Origin of the sequence: Allobosea sp. LjRoot9, assembly GCF_964252745.1 — a bacterium.
Taxonomy (GTDB): domain Bacteria; phylum Pseudomonadota; class Alphaproteobacteria; order Rhizobiales; family Beijerinckiaceae; genus Allobosea.
Genome location: NZ_CAXUPC020000009.1, coordinates 209,974 through 224,716, shown reverse-complemented (window position 1 = coordinate 224,716; position 14,743 = coordinate 209,974). Strand labels below are relative to the sequence as shown.

Sequence of the window (14,743 nt, the reverse complement as noted above, 5' to 3'; positions counted from 1 at the left end):
CTGAAAGCCGCAACTGCATCCGGTCAGGTTGTGTACCAGCCTGACCGGTCGCGTGCTCCAATCACGCAAGCTGATCCCAGCCCCGATCGGCAGCCGACGCAGACCAAGGTGAGCACGTCCTCAGATGTCCCCCCGAAACAGGCAGCCTCGACGATCAGGCCACTCAGGGCCGATGCGGGCGCCGTGTTGCAGCGGTTACGGTGATCGTACCGCCATCGATCGACTCCCAGGCGCGCGGATTGGCTTGCGACATGCGGGTGAAGAACAGGTGTCCGGTTTGCGACCAGGGCAGGACGCGGGAGGTCTTGTTGTCGAGAACGAGATCCCCCTCGGAGGTCGTTGCCATCAGCACCGCGTGCCCCTCGCCGGCGGACGTGCCGACGACCGCGATCAACAGGGCCGACGATGGCCAGCCACGCTCGATCAGCAGCTTGCGCTTCAGGAGCGCGAAATCCTCGCAATCACCCCGCCCGTCGGTCGGGATGCTCCAGACATCCTCGCGGCCATAATGATCCCGGTCGGATACCTCCGATATCGTGGAGTTCACCCGCGCATTGACCTCCTGAAGGTCGCGCTGGTGTTCCGGTGTCAGCAGAACCTGCCGCGTCAGGGCGCCGGACCGGCGGCATTCCGCCGGGTTGTTGGCGCAGAACGTCAGGAATGCGGGCGGTGGCGACGCCGGCCCGCGGGTCCTGGCGGCGAGCTGATCGGCCTGGGCAGAACCTGGCAGGGTTCCGGCGAACAGAGCGACACCGAGAGTCCATGTCGCGACGGAGGCAAAGGTCGTCATAGCCGAAACCACATGGTCATGGTCCGCCTTGCGGGTTGTGAGATCGCGGGAAGGCTGCTGAAGGATGGGGGCCTTTGCTTAAGAAAGAAGGCAATTCTGTGATGAGAATTCGCGGGAGATTCGCGCCGGTAGCATAAGTGCTTTGCGCAATTCGGCTCGCCCGCCAAGGCTGAAAACACCGCCGTCAACAGTGCGGTCGCCGGCGCAGCATCGCGCGCCGGGTGAGCCACTTACGTCAACGCACGGGTTTCGTTCGCCAAAATGGCGGGCTCTCCGAAGGCGGGCAGAACGCTGCGCGTTCGCGGCCAAAGCGGCCTGACCCGGCTCTACAGCCGCTTGAGCACATAGCCGGCCGCCTCGCGGTCCCAGGTGCCGGCCGTGACGCCGCGCTCGCGCAGGGTGAATTTCTGGACCTTGCCGTTCTCGGTCGCAGGCAACGCCTCGACGAAGTCGATGAAGCGCGGCACGGCGAAATAGGCCAGGCGCGGCTCGCAATGGCGGATGAGGTCGAGCGCGTTCAGGCTGCTTCCCGGCTGTCGCACGATCGCGGCCATGACCTCGTCCTCGCCGAGTTCCGACCGCACGGGGAAGACTGCCACTGTGGCGACCTCGGGGTGGCCGAGCAGCACCTGTTCGACCTCGAAGGAGGAGATGTTCTCGCCGCGCCGCCGGATGGCGTCCTTGAGCCGGTCGACGAAGCGGAACATGCCGTCGGGCTCGCGCAGCACGCGGTCGCCCGTGTGGAACCAGAGATTGCGCCAGGCCTCGACGGTCTTCTCAGGGCTGCCGAAATAGCCGGTGGCGAAGGCGAAGGGCTCATGCGAGCGCAGGACGAGCTCACCGGGCTCGCCATCGGGCAATTCGGTGTCGTCCGCATCGACGACCTTCGCCTCGAAGCCGGGAAAGACCGGCCCCATGCAGCCCGGCCTCTGCCGGTCGAGGCCCGTCCCGATGACGAAATTGGTCTCGGTCGAGCCGTAGCCTTCGAGCAGGCCGATGCCGGTGCGAGCCTTGAACTCGCCATGGACCTGGGCCGGGACGCCAGGCGCGAGCGCAATCCGCACCTTGTGCCCGCGCTCGGCCTCGGAGGCCGGCCGCGACAGCAGGATCGGCACCATCGCGCCGAGCAGATAGGTCACCGTCGCCTGCCGTTCGGCCAGGGTCGACCAGAAGCCGGAGGCGGAAAAGCGCGGCTCATAGCTGACGCTCGCGCCATGGAGCAGCGCCTGGAACAACGTGTTGAGCGCATTGGTATGGAACAGCGGCAAGGTTGTGCACAGCACGTCGTCCTCGGTCACGCCCAGCAAGGCGCCGGTATTGATGCCCCACCAGAAGAATTGCGCATGCGGGCAGCAGACGCCTTTTGCAGGGCCGGTCGTCCCCGAGGTGTAGAGAATAGCGAAGGTGTCGCCAGGCCGGAGCGCTGCCGGAGCTGTCGCCTCGCCGCCGCTCGGCATCGGCCGGGCCATGCCAGGCGCAGGCCCGCTCGGCTCTCCGATCATCCAGATCTGCTCGAGCGGCAGCGACGGCAGGTCGATCGCCTCGAGCGCGGGCAGGAAATCCGCCTGGATCGCCAGCAGCCGCGCTCCGGAATTCGCCAGGACATGCTGTAGCTGCTGCCCGCGCGAGGCCGTGTTGATCGGCACGATCACGGCGCCGAGCCAGCCGCAACCCAGGAGGAGCGTGATGAATTCCTGCCGGTTCGAGCACATCACCGCGACGCGGTCTCCGCTCACGATGCCGGCACTGGCGAGGAGGCCGGCAGCTCGCGCCGCCAGCTCCGGCGCTTCAGCAAAACTGAGCGTGGTTTCGCCGATGCGCAGCAATGTCCTGGAGCCGAACCGCGCAGCTTGCCGCTGCAGGATCTGCACCATGGAGCGTTCGCTCGCTGGGAACGACGCGGTCTGAGGCAGCCGCTCCATGGTGTCCGTCGCGTTCATGGGGTTCCTCGATCGATCGGCACGATTCCCGCCAGGATCTACCCATCCCGCAGCGGGCGATCCCAGCGCGATCTCAATGGCATTCCATCCGAGACTAGACGCTCAGCTGCCCGATGCTCGCTCCGCCGCAGACATAGAGCGTCTGCCCGGTCACGAAGCCGGCCTCGCGGCCGGCGAAGAAGGCGGCCGCGTTGGCGACGTCCTGCGGCTCGCCCAGCCGGCGCACGGGGATGGCGCGCGCCAGCGCCGCCTCCTGCTCGCTGCCGGCGGGAACGACGCCGTGGAACATCTGCGTGCCGGCGATCGGCCCTGGTGCGATCATGTTGACGGTGATCCCGTCGGGTGCCAGCTCCAGCGCCCAGGTCCTGCCCAAGCCGATCAGACCGGCCTTGGTCGCGGCATAGGCGCCGCGCGTCGCGGCCCCAAGCGCGGCGCGCGAGGACATCAGGATCACGCGGCCAAAGCGCCGCTCCCGCATGCCGGGCAACACCGCCTTGAGCAGGGTCAGCGCCGCGCCGAAATGCAGCTGGGCGAGGTCGGTGAAGTCACCGGGAGGCGTGGCGTCGATCAGGTTCGGCCTGATCACGCCGGCATTATGGATGAGATGCGTCACGGCATGCTGCGTGGCGACCGCGGCCGCGACAGACGCCGTCGCCTGCGCGTCGAACAGGTCGACCTGCCGGTGAACCAGCCGCTCATCCGCCCAGTCGGGCGCGTTGCGATCGAGCACGACGACCTGCATGCCGCGCGCCAGCAGGGTCCGGCTGATCGCGGCTCCGATGCCGGCGCTGCCGCCGGTGACGATCGCGACCTCGCTCATCGTGCGGCGCCTTTGCCCGGAACCAGCGCCAGCACCCTGAGCGGACTACCCGAACCTTGCCGGATCTTGAGCGGGGCGGCGAAGATCACCGCCCCCTTCGGCGGCAAAAGGTCGAGATGGGTCAGGCATTGCAGCCCGTAGCGGCCCTTGCCGTGCATGTAGAAATGCGCGGGGTAGGGCGGGTTGAAATGATGCGCCTGTCCGGCGTCGGTGCCGATCGTCTCGGTGCCGAAGCCGTGCACGTCGCGCGCCTCGACCAGCCATTCGACCACCTCGGGGCCGGGGCCTGGCGTGTGGGCGCCGTCATCGCGCAGGCCGGCATAGTCGGCGAAGGACTTCTTCGACCAGTCGGTGCGCAGCAGCACCCAGCTTCCCGGCGCGATGCGCCCATGCACCGCCTCCCAGGCCTCGACGAAGGCGATGGTCAGGACGAAATCGGGGTCGGCGGCCGCTTCCACTGAGCAGTCGAGCACCACGGCGGGCGCGATGAACTTCGCAGGCGGAATCGTATCGACGGCGTTGTCGGGCAGGTCCTTGCCGGAGACCCAATGGATCGGCGCGTCGAAATGCGTGCCGGTATGCTCGCCGACGGTGAAGTTGTTCCAGTACCAGGCCGGCCCGCGCGCATCGTAGCGCGAAACCTCCTCCAGCCGGAACGGCGCGCATTGGCCGAATTCCGGCGGCAGCACGATGGTCGGGAATTCCGGCGTCAGGGTCTGGGTCAGGTCGACGACATGGATCGCGCCGGAGGAGACGGCCTGGGCGAAGGCGAGAAGGTCGGGCGCGTCCATGGTGGCTCTCCTCGGGAATCGGGTGCGGTCAGGCGCCGCCGAGCTCGCGCTCGAGCGCCTTCGGGTTGGCGGCGAGCCGCTCGCGGATGTCCTGCGCGACGTCGCCGACGAAGATATCCTCGAGGCCCTGCCGCAGCGCGGCGACCACGGCCTTGGCCAGCGCGGCGGGCGCGACCTTGGGCGGCGGCACGGTCTGGAACCATTCGGTCTCCAGCGGCCCGAAGAAGGCGTTGACGACCTTGACGCCGCCGGAGCGCAATTCGGCGCGCAGGCATTGCGCCGCCGACAGGCAGGCGGCCTCGACGGCGGAATGCGCGCCATAGGCCGGCCAGTTCATCAGCGCATGGACCGAGAGCAGGTTGACGAAGGCGGCGGCGGAATTGGCGCCGTCGGCTCCGCGGAAGCGCAGCGCCGGCCCAAAAGCCTGGGCGAGGCGCATCAGGCCGAAATAGCGGATATCCATCTCGTCGCGCGCCACGTTGAGCCCGCCGCGCTCGATGATGCCCCCAGTGCGGACATGCTCGGCCGTGTTGACGACGATGTCGATGCGCCCGCCATTCTGCCCCGCCAGCTCCGTGACGGATGTCGTATCGGTCATGTCGAGCGGGACGATCTCGACGCGTTCGATCGCCGACAAACCCGCCATGCCGGGATAGGGTTTCCAGGGATCGGCAATGCCGACGAAGACGATTCCAGCGCCGGCCTCCGAGAAGGCCTTCGCCATCGCCTGGCCGACGGCGTTGCGCCCGTCGGTGATCAGGACGCGGCGGAATTTGGGATCGCAGGTCATTTCGCGCAGGATCGGGTCGGCTTCCATATCGGGCGTCTCCTCTGCCGGCAGCGCGAGCACCACGGCCGAGCCGCTCTTGTCGAGCTTCAGGGCGAGCTTCACGCGCTCGCCTTCGACAGTGTCGCCGTGAAGATGGGCCACGACCATCGGCCCGGCATCGAGCTGCACGGTCCCGACGCGCCAGGGCGTGCGTTCGCGAAAATAGGGGTCGGTCGAGATCCGGACGGTGGTCTCGACGATCAATCGTCCGCCGGGGTCGACATCCTTGAAAGGCAGCCGCACCGAGAGGCAATGCGGGCAGGCATCGCGCGGCGGATAGAGCACCTTCGCGCAATCCTCGCAGACCTGCAGGGCGAAACGGCCCTCGGCTGCCGCGGCCGTCAACCCATGGGCGGTGCGGCTGCGCTGGCCATGCGGCAGCAAAGGCAGGCGCGTGCGCGCCAGCGGGTTCTTGCGCTTGGGGCGGGGCAGGGGGGCGCTCATGCCGAACGCGCCAGGATGGCGGCGCAGGAGGAGAGGCCGCGATCATAGTTGATCATGCCGAAGCCGGAGACGAGGCCGGTCCTGGCGTCGGCTACCTGTGTCCCCAGCGCGGTCCCGGTCAATTGCCTGAGTGCCTCGACCAGTCCGAGATAGCCGCCGGCCGCGCCCGCCTGGCCGACCGAGAGCTGCCCGCCGCTGGTATTATGCGGGAAGCTGCCGTCATTGCCCAGGCTGTGACTGCGCACGAAATCCGGCCCCTCGCCCTTGCCGCAGAAGCCGAGATCCTCGAATTGCAGCATCGAGATCACGGGATAGTCGTCATAGGTCTCGACAAAGTCGATCTCGTCGGGCGCGATGCCCGCCATCGCCCAGAATTCGTCGACATCCATCGCCCAGCCGCCCCGGATCTGGACCGGATCCTCGGGGAAGGCGTTGTGCCGCTCGATCGTCGAGAGAATGCGCACGCCGGTCAAACCCAGCGAGCGCGCCGTATCCTCGCGGCAGACCAGGAAGGCTTCGGCGCCGGCGCAGGGCATGACGCAATCGAAGAGATGGATTGGGTCGGCGATCGGCCGGGCCGCCATATAGGCCTCCAGCGTCAGTTTCTGCTTCATCAGCGCATGCGGCACGGCAAGCGCATTGTCGCGCTGGGCGATGCAGATCTTGCCGAAATCCTCCCGCTTCGCCCCGAAGCGGTTCATGTAGTTCTTGGTGATCAGCGCAAAGCTGGCATTGGGCCCACCCGAACCATAGGGGTAGACCGCGTCCTGGGCGAAGCGGGAGAAGGTCGAGAGCGTCTTGCGGAAGGAATCGACATGGTTGGTGTCGGCGCCGACGCAGGCGACGAAATCGGCGTCGCCCGCCTGCACGGCGCGCGCCGCCCGCCGCAGCGCCACCACCGCGCTGGCGCCGCCGAGCGGGATATGGTCGAGCCAGCGCGGGGAGAGGCCGAGATGCTGCGTCAGGCCGATGGCGGTGTCGGGGCCGGCGGTGAAGCTCGACAGCGAGAAGCCGTCGAGATCTTTTGGCCGCAGGCCGGCCTGTGTGACGAGCTCGTGCAGGGCGCGGCCGATCCACCAGGCTGCGCTCTCCGTCGAGAAGCGGCGATAGGGCACGGTGACCGGCAGGCAGGCGACCACGCCGTCATAGGAGCGTCGCGTGGATGAGGTTGGCGCCATCAGGCCGCCACCCGCTTCTTCAGCGCGCGGGTATCGATGCAGGACGGAGCGCCGAGCGAGGCTTCGACCAGCTCCTTCAGCCCGCCGCGCTGGATCTTCTGGGTCGAGGTCAGCGGCACAGCCGGCACGAAGGCGACATAGCCCGGCGCCTTGTAATAGGCGAGGCGCGACAGGCACCAGCCGACGATGTCGGCGGCGAGCGCTGCATCCGCGAGCTGGCCGGGCTCAAGGACTTGGCCGGGCTCAAGCACGATACAGGCGAAAACCTCGTCGCCACGCACCGGGTCCGGCGTCGCGGCCACCGCGACCTGCCTGACCGCCGGGTGCTGCATCAGCACGCTCTCGACTTCGACAGCGGAGATGTTCTCGCCGGAGCGGCGGATGACGTTCTTCTTGCGGTCGATGAAATGCAGCGAACCGTCGGCGCCGCGCCGGACGACGTCGCCGGTATGGAACCAGCCGTCGGCCCAGGCCTCGGCCGTCGCCTCGGGATCGCTGAGGTACTCGCGGAAGAAGCCGTAGCGCGGCTCCGCTCCGGCATGGCGCACCAGCAATTCGCCGGGTTGATCGATCCCGGCCTCCGCGCCGGTCTCGGTGACGACGCGCGCCTCGACCTCGCAGCCGGGCCGGCCGAAGCAGCGCTGGCCGATATGGCGCGGCTCCCGGGAGGCGACGATCACGGCTCCGGCCCCGGTCTCGGTCATCGCCCAGGCCTCGATCAGCGGAAAGCCGAAACGCTGCTCGAACGGCTCATGCAGCGCCTGGTCGACGCCCGCGCCGAAACCGAAACGGACGCAATGAGCCCTGTCCTGCGGGCTCTCGCTGGCGCTCATCAGCATCGGCGGCATCACGCCGAGATAATGCACGATGGTCGCGCCGCTCTCGCGGACGCTGTCCCACCAGCTGCGCGGATGGAAGCGGTCGAGCGCGATCAGGCAGCCGCCCGTCGTCACCATCGCCATGGCGGAATAGGCCATCGCGTTCATGTGGAAGACCGGCAATGGCGTCAGCATCCGCTCCGCGCCCTGCTCCATGGCGATGAGGCCGCCGATCCCGGCATACCAGTGGCCGGCATAGAGGAAATATTCGTTCGGCAGCACGCAGCCCTTGGGCCGGCCGGTGGTGCCGGAGGTGTAGAGCAGGGCGCATTCGCTGTTCCGGTCCGGCTGGCCCGCTTTCGGCGCAGGCGCGCTGATCGGGGCGGGCGCGTCGTCGGGCCCGAAAACCTGGATCTCTCGCCCTGTCGCCTGCGCGGCGGCAGTGATATCGCCGTGGCGCGATGGAATGGCGAGCGCCGCCACGATCCCGGAATGCCCGATCAGATATTCGAGCTCGGCTGCGCGCATGTCCGGATTGATCGGAACAAGCGAGACGCCGAGCGCATTCAGCGCGAACCAGTGCAGGAAGAAGGCCGGCCGGTTCTCGAGCAGGATGCCGAGGCGGTGGCCATGGCCGTAGCCGGCCCGGCCATAGGCTTCGCGCAGCCGCGCGATCGCCTGATCCGCCTGCCCATAGCCGAGATCGCCGGCCGCAATGCCGTAGGCGCTGGCCGTTTCCGGCAGCACGCGCAGGAAAGGCTTCTGGGCATGGCGCGCCGCGGCGTCCGCGAAAGCGGCGAAGACGGTGTCGGGCCCCGCCGGCAATTGCGTCGTCATCACCATCACATGAACAGCTGGATATTGCCGAAGGCGGCGTCGCAATTGACGATGTCGACGCGCTTCAGCTTGATCTTCAGCTTGCCGTCCTCGACGGCGAGCGTATGCGTCGCCCAGGCGGCGTAGAGCTGCTGGTCGTCGAGCCTGGTCTCGACATAATGCATTGGGGTCCAGGTGACGTATGCGTTGCCGGCCGGGTCGTGCTTGTCGACCTGCGGCGTCTGCAGGACGTGATGGCAGCGGCTCTTGGGCTTCTGGCTGAAGGTGCGGTTGCCCTTCAGCCGCTCGACCCGGATCTTGAGGAGCAGCTTGTCCTCATACATCAGCGAGGTCGTCAGCCGCGCATCGGTCTGCCCCCATTCGAGCGGCATCCAGTAATGGCCGTCCTCGGCGAAGAGATCGAGCCATTCCTCGAAACGATGCTGGTCGATCAGCCGGGCTTCCCGGACGACGAAATCGATCAGGTCCTGATGTGTCGGAGCGGTCATCGGCCTGGCATCACATCGACATCGTCATGAATTTCGACCAGGCGCGGAACTGGTTGCGCATCTGCCACTCCGTCGTGCCATTGGTCTCGGCCGTCACATCCGCCTGCTCGGCGGGGTCGTAGAGCCGCTGCAGGTTGACCCACTGGTTGGCGTCGACATGCAGGCCCTCTTGGGCTCGCTCGTACATTTCGAGGTCGTCATGGCCGACGACGGAGGTCGGCGCATTGATCAGCCGGTTATACATCAGCGTCCGCTCCAGCAGCATGTCGGGCGCATCGACCAGCCGGAAGGTCCAGCTCTCGACCAGCGTCTTGTCCGCCGCGATCGGCTTGAACACGCGCACGAGCTGGATCGGGCCCTTGATCATCAGATTGGGGAAATAGACGGTGTTGTGCCGGTTCTCGTCGAGGATCGCCTTGGCGCGTTCCTCGCCATAGGCTTGCGCCATCTGCTCGAAATAGCCGGGCACGGCCGTATAATCGGAATGGATCGAGTGGTGCACGCCGGTATGGCCGTGGCCGTTGGGCCAGACGCGGATGCCCATGCCCTCGAAGAACTCGTAAGGCGCCATGAAGGGCGCGTAGATCTCCACCGCCATCGGCTTCTTCGTGCCGGGCGGCGCGTTCTTCCAGACGTCGATCGCGGTGCCGGCGGAGGATTCATGCGCCACCATCGGGTGGCAGGTATCGGTCTGGTTCTCGACCAGCATCTTCCAGTTGCAGTTGTGCATGTAGCGCAGCACGCCGCCGGCGACTTCGAGCCGCCCGGCCGGCGAGCGATCGACCATGTTGTCGAAGCTCGACAGGCTCTCGCCGAAGAACGCCTCGAAATCGAGGCCGCCGGCGTTCAGCTTGGCGAAGACGAAGCCGCGATAGTTGCGCACATCCGCGACCGGGCTCATGCCTTTGCCGGCATGGCTCTGTTCCAGCCCGGTGTTCTCGTAGCCCTTCTTCAGCGGGATCGCGAGCAGGGAGCCGTCGGTCCGGAAACTCCAGGCGTGATACGGGCAGCGGAAGAACTTGCCGGTATTGCCGCAGGCCTCGGTGGTGATGCGTGTGCCCTTATGCGGGCAGCGATTATGCAGGACCTTCACCGACATGTCGGTGTGGCGCACCATCAGGACCGGCTGCGTGCCGATATTCGTGCCGTAATAATCGCCGATATTGGGCACCTGGCTGTCATGGCCGACATAGACCCAGGTATTGGCGAAGATGTGCTCCATCTCGAGCCGGAACACCTCCTCGTCGATATAGACGTCGCGGTGAACCTCGGTCTCGCGCACGAGGCTTCGGACTGCCTCGACATTGCCCTGATATCGCGCCATCGCAGCCCCCGGGGAAAACGCTAGAGATCGAGCACGAGAGACGGCGTCTTCGCGCGCGACACGCAGATCTGCATCAGCTTGCCGGCCGCCTTCTCGGAATCGGACAGGATGAAGTCGCGGTGGTCGGGCACGCCCTCGATCACGCCGATCTGGCAGATGCCGCAATCGCCGCGCTTGCAATCATGCAGCGGATCCTCGCCGGCCTCGATCAGGACATCGAGAATGCTTTTGTCGGCAGGGACCTGGTAGCGCTTGCCGGAGCTCTTGAGCACGACCTCGAACGGCTGGTCGCCGGCCACCGGAACCGGGGCGGCGAAGATCTCGAAGCGCAGCCGACCCTCGGTCCAGCCGAGCGCCTTGGCAGCAGTGATGGCCGCCTCGATCATCGGCGTCGGGCCGCACAGATAGAGCGGCTCCTCCTGCAGCGACGCCATCAGGCCGGCGATGTCGAACAGGCCGGAGACATCGTCGGCATGCAGGCTCAGCGCCTTGCCGGCGAGCGCCTCGATCTCGGGCAGGAAGGCGAGCTGGTCCCGGCTGCGGCCGGCATAGATGAAGCGGTAGGGGCGCTCCTCCGCCTGAAGCGTTGCCGCCATGGACAGGATCGGCGTCACGCCGATGCCGCCGGCGACGAGGACGACAGGCTGTTCGCAGCGCTCCAGCGGGAAGTGATTGGCCGGGTGGGACAGGCTGACCCTATCGCCGGGTTTGAGGCCATGCATATGGCGCGATCCGCCCTGGCCTGCCTCCTCGAGCCTGACGCCGAGACGATAGGCCAGCGGGGCGGCGGTGGCCGTGCAATCGGCACTGTGGTTGACGAGAGAATAGGAGCGCTCGTCGCCATCAGGCAGCCGCACCTTGACATGCGAGCCGGGCGTCCAGCCGGGCAGCGTCGCGCCCGTGGGATCGGCGAGCCGCAGCGCTCGGATCAACGGTGTCAGCGCGCAGCTTTCGGTGACGACGAGATCGAGGCGCTCGCTTGTGCTCATGGCCGCGCTTTCGCTACCATTTCCGATGCTGGCGAGACCGCTTGCGACACTCGTCTTTCCCTCGCCTGATCGTTTCAATCTAGAATATTTTAGGTCTGAAGCTTTCTGTCGTCAACCGGGTCTGGGAGGCGAATTCGGCAATTTATCTGCAAATGCATATATAATCCAAATGGCGTAACGCATCTGGGTTTGCGGAGGTGGGCGAGGCGATCGGGTGTCCATTCGATGCGAGCGCGAATTCTATTCATATCGTGCATTTTCTGCCGATATTTTGGCTTAATGGTGGTTTTGTCGCCATATAGCGCCCCTCGATGATCTGCGATTATGGGCCCGGGCGGCTCGGTCTGGAGCCGCTTTCGGCGCCTCTCATGCGGCGGCTATCGAGTCCAATTCGGGGCGATTGACATGCAAATGCATATGTTTAAACTTGAAATATTCGAGTGTTCCGGGCGCCTGGTTGGCATCGGTTTTTCTCGGTTCGGGCAGGGGTGAGGTAGGAGTCGAATGCGCATCCTGTGGCAGAGCTTCGTCGATGTGGCGCAGAATGCGCCTTATCTCGAGCGCCTGTCGGCCTATCTCAATGACATTGCGGCGCCGGGAACCACCGTCGATATCGCCGGAATATCCCCGCCCGATCGCGATTTCGGGCGGCTGACCGAATTCCGCTGCGCGGCGCTGGCTATCGACCGCTGCATTGAGGCTGAAGCGCAGCACTATGACGCCTTCGTCATGGGCCATTTCCAGGATCCGGGGCTCTATGAGGCGCGTTCCGCTGTCCGCATTCCGGTGGTCGGTACCGGAGAGGCGACCCTGCATTTCGCCGCCCAGCTCGGGCGGCGGCTCGCTTTGGTCTCGATCGATCCCGTCTTCGAGGTCTGGCACTATGAACAGGCCGAGCGCTACGGCCTGCGCGAGCGCATCAGCGGCGTGACCGGGCTCGGCTTCGCGCCCGAGGATTTCAACCCGGCCTTCGCCGGCGATGAAGCTGCGCTCGCGCGGATGCGGGCGGTCTTCGAAGAGAAGGCGCGCCCGCTGGTTGCGGCGGGCGCCGATGTCGTCATTGCGGCGGGTGTCCTGCCGGCGCTGCTTTTGTGCCGCGCACGCGGTTACAAGGTCGGCCACGCGCCCGTCGTCAATTGCGCCGCCGTCGCGCTCAAGGCGGCAGAGATGGCTGTTGCCCTGCATCGTCTCGACGGCATCGAGCCGAGCCGGGGTCCGAGCTTTGCCTTGGCGCCGGAGCGCGCTGTCGCCGATTTCAGGCAATTCGTGGCGCGAGGGCGCCGGGATGACTGACGGGCTGTCGACGCGGCAAGTGTTCTCTCCGGAACGACAAGTGTCAGCTACGGAACGGCGGGCGCCGCTCCAGGAAGGCGAGCACGGCATCGGTGAAGGCCTCGGGCATCTGGTCGGGCAGGGGCACCATGCCCCCAGTGAGCTCGACCAGGCTCGCGCCGGCGATGGCGTCCGCGACCTTTCCGGCGACCGGATAGGCGTGCGGGTCGGCGGTCGGCGCGATCACGAGGGTGGGGCAACCAAGCAATGGCAGGCGCGCCTCCATGACGTAGCGGTTGACGACGCGGTGGCCTTCTGCGGCGAGCCGGCCGGCCTTGAGGGCGTCGACCACGAAGCGCTCGAGCAGCGCAATGTCGCCGGCGGGATAGAAGGGCTGGCGCATCCGCCAGAGTTCGAGGAGATGCGCGCCGTCTGCGCCTTGCGCAACCTCGTCGATCACGGCCTTGTCGGCATATTTGGCGCGCCTGGCCGCATCGACATAAGGCGGCGCCGAGAGCACCAGCGCCGGGATCCGTTCCGGGCGCGCCGCCGCCATTTCGATCGCGATGGCGGAGCCGGTGTGATGGCCGACGAGCGCTGCCTGCGGCAGCCCGAGCGCGTCGAGCAGCTCGAAGGCGCAGGCAGCCCAGCTCTCGATCGAGTCCTGGCCGGCAGGCAAGGCCTGGGAATCGCCGAAGCCGACCGTATCCATCGCGATGGCACGGTAGTGCCGGCCGAGAAGCGGCAGGACGTCACGATACTCGTCCCAGGAGCGCGGCGTCTGGTGCAGCAGGAGCAGCGGCTCGCCTTCGCCGGCCATGGCGATGTGGATGCGGGCGGATGGCGTCGCCACGAAGCGGCGCTCGATCTCGGGGCAGGGCTTTGGTTTCGGCTTCAGCATCGGCATCGGTGTCCATCGTCGGCAAAGCGTGGCCGAGCGCTATCAGCGCCGGCCATGCCCGGCAAGCGCGCCCCGAACTGCCACGATCGAGGCCCGGATCTTGCGGTGAACCGCACCGCCTACGCATCGGCGCGAACCCGAACGTTCGCATTCAAAAAAGAGGGGAGCCTACCGTGAAAACCAGCCTTCGCCTGACAATCGCCCTGGCCGGGACGATCCTGGCCACCTCCGCAGCCCGGGCCGACATCACTGTCGGCTTCGTCACCGCGCTGAGCGGGCCTGGAGCCTCGATCGGCATTCCCTACGCCAAGGGCATGGCCGCAGCCTATGAATACGTCGCCACCGTTAATGGCGAGAAGGTCAGGCTGATCCAGCTCGACGACACCTCCGATCCGTCGACGGCCGCGCGCAATGCCCGCAAGCTCGTCGAGGAGGAGAAGGTCGACATCCTGATCGGCACGGCGCAGGCGCCCGCGGCCATCGCGATGATGGCGGTCTCCGCCGAACTCAAGGTTCCGATGATTTCCGTGGCGCCGGTCGTGGTGCCGCCGACCAATGACCGCTGGGGCATCGCCGTCCCGCAATTGCCGAGCCTGATGTTCAAGGCCGTCACCGACCGCATGAACAAGGACGGCGTCAAGAGCCTGGCCTTTATCGGCTTTTCCGATGCCTGGGGCGATCTGGTCTATTCCGGCGCCAAGGCGGCCGAGGATCGCAGCGAGGTCAAGCTCGTCGCCAATGAGCGCTATGCGCGCACCGACACCTCGGTGACCGGCCAGGTCCTGAAGATCGTCGCGGCGCGGCCCGATGCGGTGTTCAATGGCGGTTCCGCGACGCAAGGGGCGCTGCCGCTGCTGGCGTTGGCCGAGCGCGGCTACAAGGGCAAGATCTACGGGACGCCGGCCCTGCTGAACGCGGATTTCATCCGCGTCGGCGGCAAGGCCGCCGAAGGCATCCTCGTCTCGGCGGGACCGGTGATCGTCGCAGAGCAGCTCCCGGATACGCATTTCAGCAAGAAGCTCTCGCTCGCCTTCCGCGCCAGCTATCTCAAGGTCAACGGCGCGGAAACGACTGACGGTTTCTCGGCCTATTCCTTCGACGCCTGGCTGATCTTCACCGAAGCCGCCAAGCGCGCCATGGCCAAGGCCAAGCCCGGCACGCCGGAGTTCCGGACCGCCCTCAAGGACGAGATCTTCGCGACCAAGGAACTGGCCGGCGTCCACGCCATCTACAATTTCAAGCCGGATTCCGCCTATGGCGTCGACGAGCGCAGCCTCGTGCTGGTCAGGCTGACCAACGGCACCTGGAAATACGAGCCCTGA

At 66.7% G+C, this 14,743-nt stretch carries 13 protein-coding genes; 2 read left to right on the top strand and 11 right to left on the bottom strand.

The genetic code is table 11. From position 1 onward, the window contains the following. Positions 1-163: 163 nt before the first annotated feature. The 10 genes from ACSQ3P_RS26505 to ACSQ3P_RS26460 form a co-directional block, all read right to left on the bottom strand. Entirely contained in the window at positions 164-790 is a 627-nt protein-coding gene (locus ACSQ3P_RS26505) for a transglutaminase-like cysteine peptidase (RefSeq protein ID WP_436168455.1), read from the bottom strand. 326 nt (positions 791-1,116) lie between these two features. Continuing rightward, a complete protein-coding gene (locus ACSQ3P_RS26500; protein WP_436168454.1) occupies positions 1,117-2,730 on the bottom strand; it encodes an ATP-dependent acyl-CoA ligase in 1,614 nt (537 codons plus the stop codon). Between the two features lie 94 nt (positions 2,731-2,824). After that, positions 2,825-3,550 carry an SDR family NAD(P)-dependent oxidoreductase gene (locus ACSQ3P_RS26495; RefSeq protein ID WP_436168453.1) on the bottom strand — a complete coding sequence of 242 codons (726 nt, stop codon included), beginning with the start codon at positions 3,548-3,550 and terminating at the stop codon, positions 2,825-2,827. After that, positions 3,547-4,341: a cyclase family protein gene (locus tag ACSQ3P_RS26490; RefSeq protein ID WP_436168452.1), complete on the bottom strand. Its 795-nt coding sequence runs from the start codon at positions 4,339-4,341 to the stop codon at positions 3,547-3,549. Before ACSQ3P_RS26490 ends, ACSQ3P_RS26495 begins: the two co-directional genes overlap by 4 nt. 28 nt (positions 4,342-4,369) lie before the next feature. Continuing rightward, positions 4,370-5,614 carry an SDR family oxidoreductase gene (locus ACSQ3P_RS26485; protein ID WP_436168451.1) on the bottom strand — a complete coding sequence of 415 codons (1,245 nt, stop codon included), beginning with the start codon at positions 5,612-5,614 and terminating at the stop codon, positions 4,370-4,372. Continuing rightward, positions 5,611-6,792: a thiolase family protein gene (locus tag ACSQ3P_RS26480; protein ID WP_436168450.1), complete on the bottom strand. Its 1,182-nt coding sequence runs from the start codon at positions 6,790-6,792 to the stop codon at positions 5,611-5,613. Before ACSQ3P_RS26480 ends, ACSQ3P_RS26485 begins: the two co-directional genes overlap by 4 nt. Further along, positions 6,792-8,447 carry an AMP-binding protein gene (locus ACSQ3P_RS26475; RefSeq protein ID WP_436168449.1) on the bottom strand — a complete coding sequence of 552 codons (1,656 nt, stop codon included), beginning with the start codon at positions 8,445-8,447 and terminating at the stop codon, positions 6,792-6,794. Before ACSQ3P_RS26475 ends, ACSQ3P_RS26480 begins: the two co-directional genes overlap by 1 nt. A 5-nt stretch (positions 8,448-8,452) precedes the next feature. Continuing rightward, entirely contained in the window at positions 8,453-8,935 is a 483-nt protein-coding gene (locus ACSQ3P_RS26470) for an aromatic-ring-hydroxylating dioxygenase subunit beta (RefSeq protein WP_436168448.1), read from the bottom strand. Positions 8,936-8,945: 10 nt separating this feature from the next. Continuing rightward, on the bottom strand, positions 8,946-10,259 hold the full coding sequence (locus tag ACSQ3P_RS26465) for an aromatic ring-hydroxylating dioxygenase subunit alpha (protein WP_436168447.1): 1,314 nt from the start codon (positions 10,257-10,259) through the stop codon (positions 8,946-8,948). Positions 10,260-10,279: 20 nt separating this feature from the next. Further along, complete coding sequence (locus ACSQ3P_RS26460) at positions 10,280-11,248, bottom strand: PDR/VanB family oxidoreductase (protein ID WP_436168446.1); 969 nt, start codon at positions 11,246-11,248, stop codon at positions 10,280-10,282. A gap of 504 nt (positions 11,249-11,752) precedes the next feature. Here ACSQ3P_RS26460 and ACSQ3P_RS26455 point away from each other — a divergent pair. Next, positions 11,753-12,541, top strand: a complete 789-nt coding sequence (locus ACSQ3P_RS26455) for an aspartate/glutamate racemase family protein (RefSeq protein ID WP_436168445.1) — start codon at positions 11,753-11,755, stop codon at positions 12,539-12,541. 43 nt (positions 12,542-12,584) lie between these two features. On the opposite strand, the gene ACSQ3P_RS26450 is transcribed toward ACSQ3P_RS26455, so the two are convergent. Next, entirely contained in the window at positions 12,585-13,427 is an 843-nt protein-coding gene (locus tag ACSQ3P_RS26450) for an alpha/beta fold hydrolase (RefSeq protein WP_436168444.1), read from the bottom strand. A gap of 167 nt (positions 13,428-13,594) precedes the next feature. Here ACSQ3P_RS26450 and ACSQ3P_RS26445 point away from each other — a divergent pair, with 167 nt between their 5' ends. Continuing rightward, positions 13,595-14,743, top strand: coding sequence for an ABC transporter substrate-binding protein (locus ACSQ3P_RS26445; RefSeq protein ID WP_436168443.1), 1,149 nt, complete (start codon positions 13,595-13,597; stop codon positions 14,741-14,743).